The sequence below is a fragment of the Streptomyces sp. 7N604 genome (assembly GCF_052245475.1).
GTDB lineage: Bacteria > Actinomycetota > Actinomycetes > Streptomycetales > Streptomycetaceae > Streptomyces.
Genome location: NZ_JBQQBX010000033.1, coordinates 1 through 15950, shown reverse-complemented (window position 1 = coordinate 15950; position 15950 = coordinate 1). Strand labels below are relative to the sequence as shown.

Annotated in this window: 11 protein-coding genes; 5 read left to right on the top strand and 6 right to left on the bottom strand. The window is 68.0% G+C overall.

The window, feature by feature from the left end; genetic code table 11:
• The first annotated feature begins 286 nt into the window (after positions 1-286).
• The 3 genes from ACTWP8_RS30450 to ACTWP8_RS30440 are packed head-to-tail and all read left to right on the top strand — an operon-like array spanning position 287 to position 2573.
• Positions 287-418: a hypothetical protein gene (locus tag ACTWP8_RS30450; RefSeq protein WP_443325306.1), complete on the top strand. Its 132-nt coding sequence runs from the start codon at positions 287-289 to the stop codon at positions 416-418.
• On the top strand, positions 415-948 hold the full coding sequence (locus ACTWP8_RS30445) for a DUF485 domain-containing protein (protein WP_443325305.1): 534 nt from the start codon (positions 415-417) through the stop codon (positions 946-948). Before ACTWP8_RS30450 ends, ACTWP8_RS30445 begins: the two co-directional genes overlap by 4 nt.
• Positions 945-2573: a solute symporter family protein gene (locus ACTWP8_RS30440; RefSeq protein WP_443325304.1), complete on the top strand. Its 1629-nt coding sequence runs from the start codon at positions 945-947 to the stop codon at positions 2571-2573. The genes ACTWP8_RS30445 and ACTWP8_RS30440 overlap by 4 nt, the downstream gene beginning before the upstream one ends.
• Positions 2574-2728: 155 nt before the next feature.
• On the opposite strand, the gene ACTWP8_RS30435 is transcribed toward ACTWP8_RS30440, so the two are convergent.
• The 3 genes from ACTWP8_RS30435 to ACTWP8_RS30425 form a co-directional block, all read right to left on the bottom strand.
• The gene (locus tag ACTWP8_RS30435; protein ID WP_443325303.1) at positions 2729-5968 is read right to left on the bottom strand and encodes an amidohydrolase family protein; all 3240 of its coding nucleotides are present in this window, start codon (positions 5966-5968) and stop codon (positions 2729-2731) included.
• A gap of 198 nt (positions 5969-6166) precedes the next feature.
• Positions 6167-7357, bottom strand: a complete 1191-nt coding sequence (locus ACTWP8_RS30430; protein ID WP_443325302.1) for an MAB_1171c family putative transporter — start codon at positions 7355-7357, stop codon at positions 6167-6169.
• Between the two features lie 1213 nt (positions 7358-8570).
• Positions 8571-10166 carry a BTAD domain-containing putative transcriptional regulator gene (locus tag ACTWP8_RS30425; RefSeq protein WP_443325370.1) on the bottom strand — a complete coding sequence of 532 codons (1596 nt, stop codon included), beginning with the start codon at positions 10164-10166 and terminating at the stop codon, positions 8571-8573.
• 1214 nt (positions 10167-11380) lie between these two features.
• On the opposite strand from ACTWP8_RS30425, the gene ACTWP8_RS30420 reads away from it, so the two are divergent.
• Positions 11381-11851: an ATP-binding protein gene (locus ACTWP8_RS30420; RefSeq protein WP_443325301.1), complete on the top strand. Its 471-nt coding sequence runs from the start codon at positions 11381-11383 to the stop codon at positions 11849-11851.
• A gap of 94 nt (positions 11852-11945) precedes the next feature.
• Here ACTWP8_RS30420 and ACTWP8_RS30415 read toward each other — a convergent pair whose 3' ends face one another.
• The 3 genes from ACTWP8_RS30415 to ACTWP8_RS30405 all read right to left on the bottom strand — a co-directional run bounded on the left by ACTWP8_RS30415 (position 11946) and on the right by ACTWP8_RS30405 (position 14373).
• The gene (locus ACTWP8_RS30415; protein ID WP_443325300.1) at positions 11946-12692 is read right to left on the bottom strand and encodes a hypothetical protein; all 747 of its coding nucleotides are present in this window, start codon (positions 12690-12692) and stop codon (positions 11946-11948) included.
• A gap of 345 nt (positions 12693-13037) precedes the next feature.
• Positions 13038-13616 (bottom strand): hypothetical protein, encoded by a 579-nt coding sequence (locus ACTWP8_RS30410; RefSeq protein WP_443325299.1) that lies wholly within the window; start codon positions 13614-13616, stop codon positions 13038-13040.
• A 13-nt stretch (positions 13617-13629) separates the two neighbouring features.
• Positions 13630-14373, bottom strand: coding sequence for a helix-turn-helix domain-containing protein (locus tag ACTWP8_RS30405; RefSeq protein ID WP_443325298.1), 744 nt, complete (start codon positions 14371-14373; stop codon positions 13630-13632).
• 489 nt (positions 14374-14862) lie between these two features.
• On the opposite strand from ACTWP8_RS30405, the gene ACTWP8_RS30400 reads away from it, so the two are divergent.
• On the top strand, positions 14863-15950 hold a 1088-nt coding region (locus ACTWP8_RS30400; protein WP_443325297.1), incomplete at its 3' end, for a GAF domain-containing protein.

The window sequence follows — 15950 nt, the reverse complement described above, 5'->3', positions numbered from 1 at the left end:
GGTCATCGTAGGTCGTCTCCCGCCCGGCGGACCAGAAGTGTACGCACGCACTGCAGGCCCGCATCCTCGCCTGGTACCGCGGCCGTGGCCATCTCCGAATGGAGACCTCCGAAGTCATACCTCCCCCTGGAGCTAGCCACCCGCTGTCGCGGAACCCAGGATCGCGCCGAGCGCCGCAGCAGACGGTGAAGCGACAAGGGGCGCAGTACGGCGGGACCGTCCTCGCCCCAGCGGCCGGTGAACGGCTCCGTCCCGGCCGCACCGACACCGAAGGAAGACCACCTACATGTCCAGCCGTTCCCCCGTTACCAGCACCGTGCGGGACGTGCCCCTGCTCGATGACGAGTCCCCGTATCCCGACCCGGAGTTGGGGGCCGTCGGCGGCGCTCGCGACGAGCCGCTGGGACGGGTGTCGTGAGCCCGGCGATCCCGCCGCCACGGCCCGGGGGATCCGGTCCGTGGCGAGGATCCCAACCGCGGCAGGGACCTGAGCCGTGGCGGGAACCGGAGCCGTGGCAGGGACCGGAGCAGTCCCGCGGACCGGACCCGTACCGGGCATCTGCGCCCCCGCCGCGGGGATCGGAGCCTCCGCCGCGCCCGCACCGGCGACCGGCCGCGTACGGAGCGCCCGTTCCGTCCGCCTTCGAGCAGCTTCAGGACGATCCGGCCCTGCTGCGGCTGCGAGCGGCACGCCGACGCCCGGTTTTCACCGTCATGGGCACCGTCGTGGCCCTCTATGTGCTCAACGCCCTGCTGGCGAGCGAGGCGCGCGCCTTCATGGGCGTACGGATCGCGGGGCCGCTGAACATCGGCCTGGCCATGAGCCTGCTGCAGTGCGGCACCACCGTCTGGGCGGTCTGGTGGTACACGCGCCACGCCAGGGCCCACTTCGACCCCGAGGGCTCGCGTCTGAGGAACCGGGTGGAGCAGCAGGGGGACGCACGATGACCGCTGCCGCGACCCTCGCAGACTCCGGCTCGTTCCCCGTATTCGTGGTCTTCGCCGCCTTCGTGTCCAGCGCGCTGTTCCTGGCCATCTGGGTCACGACGGACCGGGCCACCCCGGGCGACTTCTACGTCAGCGACGGCCGGCTCACACCAGCTCGCAACGGTGTCGCCCTCTTCGGTGACTACATGTCGGCCGCGACCCTGCTCGGCTCCCCCGGCCTGATCGCGCTGACGGGCTACGACGGCCTCCCCTATCTGCTGGGACCGATCGTCGCCTGGATCGTGCTCCTGCTGATCGCCGAGCCGTTCCACAGCACCGGGCGCTACACGATCGGCGACAGCCTCGGGCGGCGGCTGCGCCCGCGGCCCGTACACCTGGCAGCGGGCCTCGCCACGCTCGTCATCTCCCTGGTGTACCTGGTCGCCCAGCTGGTCGGCGCGGGGGCACTGGCCGCGCCCATCCTGGGTTTTGACGGAACGGGCGCGCGGCAGGTCATGGTCGGGGCGCTCGGCATCCTGATGGTGATCTACGTAATGATCGGCGGCATGCGGGCGACGACCCTCGTGCAGTTGGTCAAGGCCGCCATGCTGCTCGGCGGGGGCGGCCTGCTGGCTCTCCTGGTGATGGCGAAGTTCGGCTGGAACCCCGCGAACCTGCTGAGCCGGGCCGCGGACCGCAGCGGGCTGGGGGATGCCTTCCTGCAGCCCGGCGTGCGCTACGGCGACGACGGCGTGGGCAGACTCGACGCGCTGAGCCTGCAACTGGCGATTCTCCTGGGGGCCGCCGGGCTGCCGCACCTGCTCATGCGGCTCGGCGCGGTGCCCAGCGCGCGCGCGGCACGCGGATCGGTCAAGTGGGCGACCTGGCTGACGCTGGCGTTCTGTCTCCTCGCCGGGGTGCTGGGGTTCGGCGCGGTGGCGCTGCTCGGACGGAACACCATCACGGCCGACAGCCCCACGGGCAACTCCGCCGTGCTGCTTCTGGCCGAGTTCCTCGGCGGCGCGTTCCTCCTCACCGTGATCTCGTGTGTCGCCTTCACCACGATCCTGGCCGTGGTCTCCGGAATCGTGCTGGCCGCCTCAACCGCGCTGGCGCACGACCTTTACCAGGTCGGGCTGATGCGCGGCAGGGCGTCGGAGAAGAACGAACTCCGGGTGGCCAAAGGCGGGGTGCTGCTGATCGGCCTCACCGCGACGGGACTGTCCATGTACGCCCAGGGCCAGAACATCACGTTCCTGGTGAGCCTGGCCTTCGCCGTCGCCGCGTCCGCGATCCTGCCGCCCGTGCTGTACAACCTGTACTGGAAGGGCTTCACCACCAGGGGAGCGCTCTGGAGCGTCTACGGGGGCCTGCTCTCCTCGGTGCTGCTGGCGCTGCTCTCCCCCGCCCTGTCGGGAAGTCCGGCCGCGCTGCTGCCGGACCGGGACTTCGCCGTCTTCCCGCTGAGCAGTCCCGTGTTGGTCTCGATCCCGCTCGGCTTCCTGCTCGGCTGGCTGGGATCGGTCCTGGACAGGAGGGAACGGGGCGGTGCGGATTACGCGGAGACAGAGATCCGCATCCTCGTGGGGAGCGGAATCGGAACGGAACTGGTCCCGATGAAGAAGCCGGTGCCCGGAGGCCGCTGAAACCTCCACAACGACCGGTCATCTACAACGACCGGTCGTCCCCGGGCCCTTCACCCGAACTCACCAACAGCGGCGGACCGCCCATGAACTCCCCATCGGCGTAGCCGAACCCGCCGGGCGAGCGTCACTGGGCGGCCCTGACCGCCTGCTGTCGATCAGCAACAAGAGCGCGGCGCGTGCTGCTCGCGATGCCACCAGTAGGCATCGCGGGCAGGCGCCTGCGGGACCTCGGGCAGCAGGGCGTTCCGCACCGCCGCGGTCTTCGGGGCCGGAGCGGCCTCGGCGGACCCCGCGGACCCCGCGGAATCAGCGGAATCAGCGGAATCGGCGGACTCGGCGGACTCGGCGGACTCGGCGAGGAGGCCGTCGATGCTGTGCACCGTCCCGTCGGCGACGACCTGCCGGACCGCCGCGGCCGCCGCGATGTCCGTGAGCGGGTCGCCCTCGACCAGGGCCAGGTCGGCGAGGCTGCCCGGCTGTACGGTGCCGAGGTGGGCGGACAGCCCCAGGGCCCGCGCGCCGTGGACGGTGGCGCAGCGCAGGGTCTCGTACGGGCTGGCGCCGTAGCGCACCATCGCCTGGAGGTTGAGGTGGTAATAGACCGCTGAGGGAACCAGCGTGCTGTCCGTGCCGACGACGACGTTCGCGCCGCTGTCGATCATGCGGCTGACCGTCCTGCCGTTCTGCCTGACGAGGGCGAGTTCGGCCGTAGGCTCCTTGGCGAGCGCCGCCTTCACCCCAGTACGGAAGTCCTCGTACTCCTTGGTGGCCATCAGCCTGGTCAGTCGTGGGTCGTCCAGGGCCCACTCGGCGTACCGGTACAGCGCCGGGCGCAGGCTCGATCCGTTGGTCGCGAAGAGGCCCAAGGTCGGGGTGAAGGCGAGGCCGGAGCGGATCAGGGGCTCGGTGACGTCCTGGTAGGAGCGGCCGAGCCAGGACTCCTTCTGGCCGCGCCCGTAGCGGCTGGTGGCGCCGATGTGCTCCACGCCGTCCGCGCCGAGTGCGAGCGGGCCGAACAGATAGTGGGAGGTGGCGGGCAGGCCCAGCTGGTGGGCGGCCTCGATCGCCTTGCGCTGGAGCGCGTAGGGCAGCCGGACGTAGGTCTTGACCAAGTCGTGGCCGAGCGCCTTCGCCTTGCTGATCTCGCGCTGGAGCGCGTCGGCGCTGGTGACGGGGCGGACGGGGGCGTAGGAGACGCGCGACCCCTCGAACAGGTCGCCGGCGGCGAAGATCCGCGGCCCGGCGCGGCGTCCGGACTCGACCGCCTCCTTGGCCTCCACCGCGGCGTAGTGCGAGGTGCCCGGGGAGCGCATGGAAGTGATGCCGAAGGAGAGCCACAGGCGGCAGGTGTCGTTGCGGGGCCAGGGCCCGTGCTCGTGGACGGTGATGAGGCCGGGCATCGCTGTCAGGGGGCGGGCGTCGACGATCCGGTCGCCGGGCAGGGAGGCTCCCCTGCCGCGCGGAGTGACGGCCGCGATGCGGTTGCCCTCCAGGGTGATGTCGACGTCGCGGCGCAGCTGCGGGCTGGTGCCGTCCCACAGGGCACCGACCTGGATCACGGTGCGGCCGGTCGGCCTGGCCGGGCGCCAGGTGAGCTGCATGGGCACCGCCTGGGCGCTGCCGCCGGCGGCGTCGGCCACGCGCAGCTGCCCGTCGGAGAGGTAGAGCAGGGAGCGCGAATCGCCGCTCCAGCTGGGGGCGTCGGCGGTCTCGTCGCCCACCTGCCGGGCGGGTCCGTTCGGGCGGCCGGCGGCGTCGATGGGTACGACCCGCAGGGTGCCGCCGATGACGCAGGCCAGGGACGTGCCGTCGGGCGAGTGGACGGGTCCGCTGTCGATGCGGCCGTCGAGCGAGACTCCAGGGACGGGCTCGACGTAGTGGGACTCGCCGCTGTCCAGGTCGACGGTGAGGACCTGGTTGCGGCCCTCGCGAAAGCGCAGTGTGACCGGGACGAGGACGGCGCTGGCGATGCGCCGGCCGTCGGCGGTGAAGGTGGGCCGGCCCGGGGCGTTCAGCGGTCCGGCGACCTTACGGAGGTTCCCGGTGGCGACCTCCACGGTGTACAGCGTCGCACCGTCGCCGACGAACGCGACGGTGCGGCCGTCCGGGCTGAACGCGGGCGCGTCCGCGCTGAGTTCGGAGCCGGTCAGCCGGCGCTGCTCGCCGCTGACCAGGTCGTGCAGCCACAGGCCGGGAGTGCCGCCGCGGTCGCTGCTGTAGACGAGGGCGCGGCCGTCCGGTGCCCAGGCGGGGGCGGTGTTGCGGTGCCCGTCGGAGACGACTGCCTTGGGCGCGGCGCCGCGCCGCATGGTCCAGATGTCGCCGAGCGCGGCGAACGCCACCCGGCCGCCGTCCGGCGAGAGCGCCGGGCTCAGGATGCCCTTGACCTGCCGCTGTGCGGTGGAGTCGAAGTCGCGCGCGCTGGGCCGCTCGGCGAACCGGGGCACGGTGAGTCGGCCGGCGAACGGAATGTCGCGCACCCGGCCGCCGAGCGTACGGCGGCGCAGCCTGCCGTCGGCCGTGTACAGCAGCTCGTCATCGGAGATCCAGCGGGCGGCGAAGGGAAAGACGTCCTCCCCGCCCCCCTCGCCCTGGCCGGTGACGCTCTCACCGTCGACGACGAGCGAGGTCCGGGCCGGGGTGAGGTGAACATAGGCGAGTCGGGCCCCGTCCGGGGAGAAGGAGGGTCCGGCGACCCGCCCTTCGGAGACGGTGGCGAGGGTGCGGCGCGCTCCGGAGGCGTCCACGAGGTCGATGGCCCGCGGGGTGGCGGCCATGCCGGTGGTGAAGGCGATGGCCGAGCCGTCCGGGGTCCAAGCCGGCTGGCCCTCCTGGCCGTCACCCTGCGTCCAGACCCGGGTCTTGCCGCTGGCCAGGTCCAGGACGTGTACGGCGTAGCGGCCGGCGTCGGTCTCGCCGGCGTACGCGATCCGCTCGCCGTCCGGGGAGAAGCGCGGCTCGCGGTGGTCGGCGGTGCCCGAGGTGAGGCGACGGGGGCTGCCCGTTCCGTCGGCGCTCATGAGCCACAGGTGGAAGTTGCCGTCGGCGTAGGACTGGAAGACGATGCGCGTGCCGTCGGGCGACAGGTCGGGCTCGCTCGCCTCCTGCTCGATGCCGGTGAGGCGGACGGCCTCGCCGCCGGTGGCGGGGAGCGTCCAGAGGAGGCCCAACAGGTCGAGGACGATGGTCCGGCCGTCCGAGGAGAGAGCGGCCGAGGCGTTGGTCGCCTCGGTGACGGTGATCCGCTCCACGGGGACGGCGTCCGGGGCGGCGGCCCAAGCGCCCGCCGCCGTACCGGCCGCGCCGCCGCTCAGCCATGCGGCCCCGGCGCCCCCCACGACCTGGCCACTGCGCTTGACGAGCGTCCGTCGCGTTAATCCGAACTCGAGTCCCACTAGCCATTCACCTCTCGTAAATCGCGTCAGCCCGCCTGACGATAAGAGGTGATCGCGGGCCTCTGGCAGGCCCGCGCAGTGGTTGATACCTGAACGTAAACTTGACAGACTCTTCGAATTTCAGGGGTATCCGGCGAAACCGCGATGTCGGCGACCAGCGGCTACGGACGGGTAGCCGACGGGCATATGGACACGGTCTCAGAAAACGCGGCAGTGGTCTTTATAGGCACGGGCCACCTGGATCCACCAAGTGATTTCTTCGTCGATGCCGGTTCCGTCTCGGGGTTCTTCGTCGTGCTGGTATTCCATGCCGTTGCCGGGAGGGCGGGTGCCCTGCTGCCAGGCGAGTTTGGCGGTGTGGAGTTGCACCGCCTGGACAAGGGCGGCGAGTTTTGTGCCGGTAAGGCCGGCTTTCCGGCCGTGGCTTTCGGCTTGTTCTTGGGTGGTGGAGTTGAAGAGGGGGGCGAGGGCCTGGCTCCAGTCATTGAGTTCGATCACCATACGTCGCACGCGGTGGTGGGGGTTGAGCTTCTTGTCCTGGGCGACGATAACGCTGGCCGGACCGACAGGGTGGAGTGCGCGATGCAGGGACCGGAGGGCGAGAAATGCGTGCCATCGCTTCGTCCAGTCGCGAAAAAGTTCCCAGCGAGGACCCCACCAGGGAACGAGAAGGGCCGCTGCGAGCATCGGAACGGATAGTTGACCGGCCACGATAATGAATGTTTGCATCACATTTTCCAGCGAGTATGCGCTGAACTTCATCGCGATAAAGATCCCGAGCTGTCCCGCTTGGAAGACGCACATGAAGATACCGGCCCAGCCATAGAGGGACAGGGCGCGCCGCAACCGTGGCAAATTGGCGTAGTCCTCTGTGCGCGCCCAGGCGAGGCACCAGATGGACAACATGACAAACCCCGCCAGCGTTGGTACGGAGTAGAACAAGTAGAAGACGAAGAGCAGAGGCTGTTTCGGTATGTAATAAGAGGCAAAATTTTGGCTTACGCGTTCCTCGGGCACGTCCAACATGGCGAAGAGTGTGACGAGGATGGCCACGTTCAGGGCGCAGGCGGCGATGATCCATCGCACCCGGGGCCATGCCGTCTGCATCGGATAGCGCCAGAATAAGGCCAGCGATACGAATGCCGCCGACGCTCCGTTATGCACGGTAGACATCAGCAGAATCGCGATGTTGGGGACGCCGGCTACCTCATTGATGAAGTGCTGGCCGGCCGGCCCGCCCGCGGCGCGGGGAATTACGAAGAGGAGACAGCCGATGCACATGGTCCACAATATGGGGTTGCACCAGTCGGCGCGTAAGTGATTGAATTTGTACAGGAAAATGGCCAGGTATATAAGGGTGCTGCTGGCGAAGACGACATTCAAGACCACGAAAGTTCTCCAGCGTTCCCGAGTGTCAAGAATTCCCCGTCGGCATTCCATGGATGCCTGACGTGCGAATCTTGCGCCCGGTAGTGGATGGGAATGTGGTGCAGCATGCTATACGCAGGAATGTGGTGCAGCAATGGCCCTGTCGAGGGAGCCTGCCTTGCATACATCTGGCCTTGAACGCCGTGGAGGGAACCCGCTCAGCGTGCAGTCTCCTGGCATTTCGGTCAGCGGACGGGCCACGGCCGCCCGGTCCGGCTCGAGTGGCGGCGCCCCCACCGGCAGGGGCCCCAGCGGCGCCCGTCGGCCAGGTGGCGCGGACAGTTCTGAGAAGGTGCCGTCCCGCCCAGTGGTCGACAGTGCCGACGCCCGGCGACCTTGCGGGTCTTGATCGCCTCGGCCTGCCATCTGCTCGCAAGAACTGAGCAAGACCTGCACAAGATCCCTTGCGCAGCGTCGCTGTTAACTGGATTTCGACAGCCGCACACGGTGCGACGCTTTACGGGCGCACCTGGCACGCAATTGCTGACGACTACTCCGGGCACGGCTCTTCAGTAGCGGGAGGGTGAACCATGACCAGGTTGGTAGAGCACGCCAGAGACCTGTCCTTGCGGCAGGGCACGTTCGGCGAGGACGAAGAGACGGGGGGCCAGGGGAACTCGATGGGCGTAGTCATCGAGCGCCGCCGGGACGAATTCACCCACGGAGCCCCCAATTGCTTCCCTCTCTAGCCCTGTGGCGGGTCAGCCCTGGTGATCACCCACCGCGGCAATTCCTGGTGAGGGAACGCCGATGGGACACCCTCAGCCTCAATCAGGGGCTCGGCCTGGCGGCCCTGGAGTCCATCCTGGTCCAGGGCAAGCCGGTTGGACCCGTCCTGAGTTGCGCCGTCCACCGTCTCGTACACATTCCGGTGACACCCTGCAACGGAAGCCTGCTGGCCGAGGGGTTCACTGTGCGACCGTTTGACCTGTCGTGTCCACGGGACAGCCGCCCCTCATACCCGCAATTCGGCAACTGTCCCGGGCGGACGTGGCTCCTGCCACCACGGCCCGAAGATGAATTCCTGCTCACCGAATTCGTGTCGATGTTTGAGGGGATCCACTGGGCAAGAAGCACCACCCGATAGACCACGGGCCGTTCGCCGTACCTGGACCTGCTCACAACGAAGAGCGCGGATCTGCTGGTACTCGACGAGCCGGGGGTGGCGTGGGCGTCACAGGCAGGAGAGGGCAGTGCGGAGGTCGTCCGCGGGCGCTCCTGCGACAGCCAGTGCATCCAGCCCGGTGATGTCGGCTTCGGGCAGTTCTTCGGCCAGGTGAGCAAGAGGGAGTCCGGGTTGGATGGCGGCGCGGGCGGCCGCGATGCTCAGTGCCAGTGGTACGCCCGCGCAGCGCTTGAGTATCGCGGTGACCGCGCCGGGTTCGGCGCGGAGGCGGTGCTCGCCGAGGTGGCGGGTGAGGAGCTGGCGGGCCTCGATCTCGGACAGGGTGTCCAGGGTGAGGAGTTTGGCTCCGTGGGTCGTCACCAGGCCGGCAAGCTGGTGCCGACTGGTGATCAGCACCATGCAGCCAGGGCTGCCCGGCAGAAGCGGGATGGTCTGAGCGGAGTCCCGGGCGTTGTCCAGCACCATCAGCATCCGCTTGTCGGCCACCAGGCTGCGATACAGAGCAGCCTGGGCAGCCGGCTCGACGGGGACCGCCGCCGACTCCACACCCAGTGCGTCGAGGAAGCCCCGCACTGCCACGGCAGGCGGCACGGGCTCCCTTGAGGGGTCGAAACCATGCAGGTTGACATACAACTGCCCGTCCGGGAAAACCCCTTGATGGTGATGGGCCCAGTGCAGGGCCAGGCAGGTCTTGCCTATCCCTTCCATGCCACCGATCACCGAGATGGGCACGCTACCCGCGGATCCGGCCTCCCCCTCCAGCGCTGCCGAGAGCGCTGCCAGCTCGCGCGTCCGGCCAGTGAACACGCCCGACGGCGCCGGCAACTGGCGCGGCACCGGCACCGGCACCGGCACGGACACGGACACCGCGGCAGCCGGAGCGGACCTGGCGCTCGCCCCCGTCCCCGGGGCAAGAGCGGGATCGGCCGTGAGTATCTGCTGGTGCAGACGCTTGAGCGCCGGACCCGGGTCGATGCCCAACTCCTCGACCAGCAGCCCACGGGTGTACTGGTAGTGCCCCAGCGCTTCGGCGGTCCGCCCGCACCGGTAGAGCGCCAGCATCAGCTGGCCCGCCAGCCGTTCATCCAGTGGATGCTCCCCGGCACGGGCACGCAAGACCGGGAGCAGACCACCGTGCTGACCCAGCCGCATCCGGGCATCCGCCCAGTCCAGCTCGGCAGCGAGCCGTTCGTGATGCAGGCACGTGCGCACCGTGTTGCTCCACGGGGTACCCACACCGGCCAGCGCCTCCCCCCGCCACAGCCCCAGAGCCCGCCCGAACAACGCCGCGGCCTGCTCATCCCCGTCCGCCCTGCGCGCCTGCTCCACCAGATCGCGGAACTGGTACAGATCCACCACAGCGGGATCGACATCGAGCACATAACCCGCGGAGCGACGGGCGATATCCACACCCTCCGCCGCGGTCAAGGCCTGCCGCAGCCGCGACAGGTAGCCGTACAACGTCCCCCGCTGCGCCGGCTCCTCCCCCCACACCCGCTCCGCGAGCTGACTAATGCTCACCTCACGGTTGACGTCCACCAGCAAGGCCGCCAGCAGCAGCCGTTGCCGGGCATGGCCGAGATCGACCAGCCGACCGTCGACACCCACCTCGATGCTACCCAGGACCCCTAGCTCCACCGTCATCCCGGCCACCAACCCCCTTCTTCCAACCAAGTGGTCCTCCCAGTGGGGAGTTACGCCGTTGCGGTCTCGCCGACTCGGCCCGCAGCGTGCGACCGGTACGAAGCCCCGTACGACACTGCTGTGTGCGTAGTGCCCGCACGTGCAGCCGGTGAGTTCGAACATGTCGAGCCGGCAGTGCCCCAAGCCGGGCTTGTGCAGCCCGAGTTGTATGCGGGGCTGACGTGGTCTTGTCTGAAACGCTGTCGCCGACCAGTCCTGGGCTCTCTCCCTGCGTGGGAGATCCTGAGGCCCTCGGCGCGCAGGGCGTGAACGGTGTGACGTCGTCCCTGACCGACGAGCTCGAAGCGGCCCTGCTCGGGGGCGGCATGTGGCAGTCCCGGTCATCGTGTTCCTCTCAAATGAAGGAGGATCGGCTGCTGCCGTCGGCTTCGCGGTGGTCGTGGGATGGGAAGCGGCCGCAGCAATGAATACCCGCGTGGCAAGATCTTAAGGGTGCCGCCACACCAGTATCGGCAATAGGGAAAAAGGTAGCCGCAACCCCCCAGTAGGACAACTGCTGTAGCGAAATCGCCCCAGAATCTCGCGCATCAGTATGAGCCAGCGGGGCCCAGCCATCGCCGGCCGAGCTGCCAGGGGCTTCCGGGCAGACCTGCTGTCCGTCCTTCAGAAGGTGTCGTCAGCGGGCCCCGCCCCCCCCCAGCTCCGAGACCGTCGGCGACCCGGCCGCCGGCCGTCCACGTCGGCAGGAACCCGGCCAGAACCAAGACCCAGTAGCACCTTCCGCCTGCCCGCCAACTCCCACCTGTCCACGGGGGCATGCGAGACAGTTCACTGAACAGCCGTCAGCACCACGGCGACAGGGCCCGCGACCTCCCCACGTCTCATACTGCTGAATAATCTCGTCGGTAACTTCGCCACAAGAGTTGTCCCTTGGTCAGACCGTCGGTACCTTCTAGGACAGTCGCCGGACCGATGTGGCGAAGTCATCCGGATTTTGCCACCGAAGTAGTGTGCTGCCGTCGCTCCCGTACGACACGAGCCCGCCCAGCCCTTGCACCAGCGCTCGGCGCCGTCTCTCCTGCACACACGCAGTCTCGGGTCGGACGGCGAGGGCGGACCCAGGCAATCAGCTTGCGATCCATTGCAGAGGCAGTCCGGCGGGGGCCCAGCGGAGCATTGCTCAGCTCAACTTGTCCTAGATCTGAGGGGTCACCATGATCTCGACCGACACCAGCAGTGCCTTGAGCGCGGAATCGCCGAGCGTTGCTCCGCGCCACGCCGCCTGCATCCTCAACCCTGCCGACCGCCGCCAGATCGAGACCCTCCCCAAAGCCGCCCGGAATCTGGTGGATGAACACCTGACTCGGTGGAACCTGGCATCGCTCATAGACGACGCCAAGATCGTGGCCAGCGAGCTCGTCACCAACGCCATCCAGTACGCCCCATGCAGGGTTGTCGGGTTCGCTTTGCGCTACGCCGAAGGCGCATTACGCATTGAGGTCGAAGACGATTCCTCCGAAGATCCCCTGCTGCAGCAGACCAACGGCTATGAGGAACACGGACGGGGACTTCAGCTGGTCGGGCACCTCACCCAAAGGTGGGGGTTTCACAGGAACGTGAGCGGCACGAAGACGACATGGTGCCTGTTCGACACCACCTCGGCAGTCGGCAGCAACCACGACTGAGACGAGCTGCTCTGCGGGGGAGTCATGGCACGACGCAGCACAGACGCATGCTCCGGTGCCGGCTGTCTTCAGCGATGTGCATCGCTCGAGGCTTTCACTGAGCACCGTCCTTCTTGAGCGGGAACGCCCAAGTGGTACTGCCTCCCGACTCAATGGCCTGCATGAAGGCGTCGACGGCCTGACGGCGCATCTGCGGGGTCCACTGCGGTGCCTGCTCGGCCATCCTTGTGACGAACTCGATGACTCCGGCGTTCCTGAGGGCCAGGTAGTCGTCGAGCTCGGTGTCGATTCTGGCGGCCAGATCGTCGTCGAGGAAGTAGGCGGCCTGTGGGCCGTTATCGTCTGCCAGGCCGAAATGGCTTGCCAATCCCAGCAGGTGCTTCAGCCGCGGGTTGGGCAGGGAGCCGTGCGGTGGACTCAGCAGCTCACGGATGTAACTGGACGAAATCGACCCGTACTTCCCCTCCTCACTGATCGTTTTTGCGGCTTCCTCGGGGGTGTACGGCCCCCGCCCAGGAGGATGGACCGCGCGGAACAAGCGGCGCAGTTTGGCTGGGAAGGACTGCCGTGGCTGCTCGTCGCCGAGGCGCTCCCTCCGGCCGCCGACGAAGACGGCCGGGCACACCTGAAGCGCAGCGGCCAGGTGCTCGATCGTCTGCAGGGTGGGGTTGTCCCGGTGCCCGTTGCGTAGATGAGAGATGTAACCGTCGGTGATGTCACCGCCGAGACTGCTGACGATCTGAGCGAGCTCCGTATTGGTGTACCGCTGGCCACGGCCCACAGGGGACAGGCACAAGTCATCGAGAATGGCCGCAAACGACTGCGGTGGACCATCAGCCACAGCCACACCTTCCCACCAGTCCCCGGCGCAACGGCATCATCAGGGCTCAACCCGGCCGTTGGCCAAGAAGGCCACTGTTGATCTTCCCCGGCAGAGGCCCCCAGATCTTTGCTGCGCGCCCATACAAGTAAGAGGAACCGAGCCGCGAGGGCCCCGGGTAGGGCTCATGGATGCGCCAGGTACGAGTGCCTGAACTCCTCACTGAGCCCGCGTTGCTTGCAGGATAGGGCATCCAACCAAGCAAGTATACTGCTGCGGCGAAAGGCCGCCATGATGTTGCACACAAGCACGAGATAGGGGTCACCTCGAAGATCGGCGCCAGCAGTCTCAGCACAGCCCCCGCGCTTAGCGCTTCTTGGGGACGGGTCCCAGTCCCTCCGCGATCCGCATCACGTGCGGCCTCGCCTCGGACGGGGTCACGGCCTCCACAAGGTTCTGCCGCTCGGTCAGGCGTTCAATGAGCTCGTCGGCGAACTCTTCGGCTTCCCGTTCCTCGTCCCGGGTATGGGTCGTCCTCCCGGCGACGAGGCGCGCCATCTTGCTCGGCAGATGCGGCGCGAAGTGGCGCAAGCCCTCGCCGGGTCCGAGGACGGTGGGCTGATGGCCCAGGAGCAGGTGAGCGAGTTCGTGCAGCAGAATGCCCAGCCTGTGGTACCAGGACGGGGACTTCGCGCAGTACACGACGTACGTTCCGTTGGCGAGCCGTGCCGTCGCACCGCTGAGGTGCGTATTGCGCATGGGCATGAACCTGAGCTCGACACGCGCGCCGAGGCGCTCGCTCATCACTTCGCCGACACGCCGACAGGCGTCCCGGTACGTCGCCGTATGCGAGAGGTTGAACTGCCCGACCACCTGGTCACAGAGTTCCCTGCGCTCGCGCTCGTTCATGGCGATCTCTCCGATGGCCCATAAAGCGATCTTCATGACCCCGACTGTTTCATTGAGCGCCATCTTTCCTGAGCGGAAACGCCCAGGCGCCATCGCCGGACTCGACGGCATACGAGAAGGCGTCAATGGCCTGGCGACGCATCTGTGGGCTCCACTGGGGTGCTTGCATGGCCATCCTCGTGACGAACTCCACGACTCCGGCGTCCCTGAAGGCCGCGTAGTCGTCGAGCTCGGCATCGATCGTGGCCGCCAGGTGGTCGTCGAGGAAGTAGGCTACCTGCGGTCCGTGGTCATCAGCCAGACCGAAGAAGTCGGCCAGCCCCAGTAGGTGCTTCAGCCGGGGGTTGGGCGGCAACTGGGGTGGCGGGTTGAGAAGTTCGCGAAGGTAACTGGACGAAATTGATCCGTACCTGCCGTTGTCGCTGATGGCATTCGCGACCTCCTCCGGGGTGTACGGCCCCCGGCCGGGAGGGTGGACCACGTGGAACAGGCGGCGCAGCTTGTCCGGGAACGACCGGCGCGGCTGCTCGTCGCCAAGCCGTTCCCGGCGGCCTCCGACGAAGACGGCAGGACTCACCCCGAGCGCAGCGGCCAGGTCCTGGACGGTCTGCAGCGTGGGGTTGTCCCGGTGCCCCTTACGCAAATGGGAGATGTAGCCGTCAGTGATGTCCCCGCCGTTGGCGACGACGAGTTGGGCCAGTTCGCTGTTGGTGTAACGCTGGGAACGACCGGCGGGGTGCAGGCACAGATCGTCGAGTACGGCCGCGAACGACAGGCACAGCCCCCTCGCCATGTGCCGCACCTCCACAACGATCCCCGGACTGGGTGCGCGCTGCCGGCCAGTCACGCGGGGAGCGGCTGCCGGTCAGCCCAAGCAACGTGCAGGTTAACATACTGCAGAATCGGCAGACCCTCACTCTTCAGCACGAGGGTATGAACAGTCTTGCCGTCGGCCGTGGCGACGAAGCCTCGGGCAGAGCGCCGCCCGGTGAACCCACAAGGCAAGAACTATGCAAGACCTGCCCAAGATATCCCGATCGCCCTCACTGTTAACTGGCCAACGGCAGCCGAATACGGACTGCAACAGGGGGGCTTGAGGAAGGCTCAGGCAGTGCTTGGAGCCTCCCGGCCACGACCGAACCAGTGACGAGCCTGTCTGCGTTTCCCCTTCAGCGCCCGAACGCGGAGGGACTGCTACGCAGCGGGACCATTCCATCCCGCGACCTGAGACTCGGGTGCTTGCACTGGACGTCGTCCAAAACAGCCAAGGACAGGGGCCGTTGTGTTGCAGGAGAGGTCCGGAGCGGGGTCCGACGTACTCACCGTGCTGGAGTTGCTGGTCAGCGCGGGACCGGCGGATCTTCTCGATACGCCCGTACAGGAAGCCCGAAAGCGAGGTGTCACCGGCGCCGAGCTGGAGGCGGTCGAACACGCCAGGCGATTAGGGCTGGCCCTCCACGCTCGGCTGTACCGGCGCCAGCAGCGTGAGACGGGCCTCTCCGCTCTCGTGGACACCGCACGGGAACTGGCCGCGCTGCACGACCTGGAGTCCACACTCAGGATCATCACGAGGCGGGCCCGGCTGCTGCTCGGCGTCGACATGTCCTACATCGGCCTTCCGGACGACGAGGGAGCGTTCTGCGTGTGCGCTTCCGATGGCCACACCGCAGGGCTGAACGTGGGGCTGCGGCTGCCGGCGAGCACGGAGATCGGCAGCGTCGTAACGACTGGTCCCTCACCGTTCTGTACCCCTGACTACCTCGCTGACGAGCGGTTCGAGCACAGCGAAATCGTCGATGAGGCGGTCGGGGCCGAAGGTCTCCATGCCATCATGGCGGTTCCCCTGAGCGACTGCACACAGCCGCTCGGCGCACTGTACGTGGCCGATCGGAGGGTGCGTCACTTCAGCGCGGACGAGATCGCGTTGCTGAGCTTCCTCGGGGACATCGCCGGTGTGGCCATCGAGAGGGCCCGGCAGTGGGACCGCATCACGGCCGAGGTGAGGGACCTGCGGCAGAGTGCCTCCAGGTGCGAAGCCGATCTGAGGAGTACCGAGGAGCTCAGCACCATCCACGACCAGCTGATCGAACTGGTTCTGAGGGGCGGCGATCTCCGGGCTCTGGCCGAGGAGGTCAGCCAGCGGCTCAACGGCGGCCTGCTGATCTTCGCCGCCAACGGCACCGTCCTCGCAACAGCCGGGGACCTGCCCGAGAAAGAGGAGGGCGCCCTGATGGCGGCCGCGATGGACGCTCACACCATCGGTGAGCCGGCGCCGGTGCAACTGGACGACGGCATGTGGACCATGCCGGTCGCCACCGGCAACGAGTACCTCGGCACGCTGTTCCTCGACCCCAGCCGCCCGCTCACCGA

What these genes read in the sequence shown, in the direction of transcription:
- ACTWP8_RS30405 (WP_443325298.1), bottom strand. Translation starts at nt 14,373, where the DNA reads ATGGCGAGGGGGCTGTGCCTGTCGTTCGCGGCCGTACTCGACGATCTG.
- ACTWP8_RS30425 (WP_443325370.1), bottom strand. Translation starts at nt 10,166, where the DNA reads ATGACGGTGGAGCTAGGGGTCCTGGGTAGCATCGAGGTGGGTGTCGAC.
- ACTWP8_RS30450 (WP_443325306.1), top strand. Translation starts at nt 287, where the DNA reads ATGTCCAGCCGTTCCCCCGTTACCAGCACCGTGCGGGACGTGCCCCTG.
- ACTWP8_RS30420 (WP_443325301.1), top strand. Translation starts at nt 11,381, where the DNA reads ATGATCTCGACCGACACCAGCAGTGCCTTGAGCGCGGAATCGCCGAGC.
- ACTWP8_RS30440 (WP_443325304.1), top strand. Translation starts at nt 945, where the DNA reads ATGACCGCTGCCGCGACCCTCGCAGACTCCGGCTCGTTCCCCGTATTC.
- ACTWP8_RS30410 (WP_443325299.1), bottom strand. Translation starts at nt 13,616, where the DNA reads ATGAAGATCGCTTTATGGGCCATCGGAGAGATCGCCATGAACGAGCGC.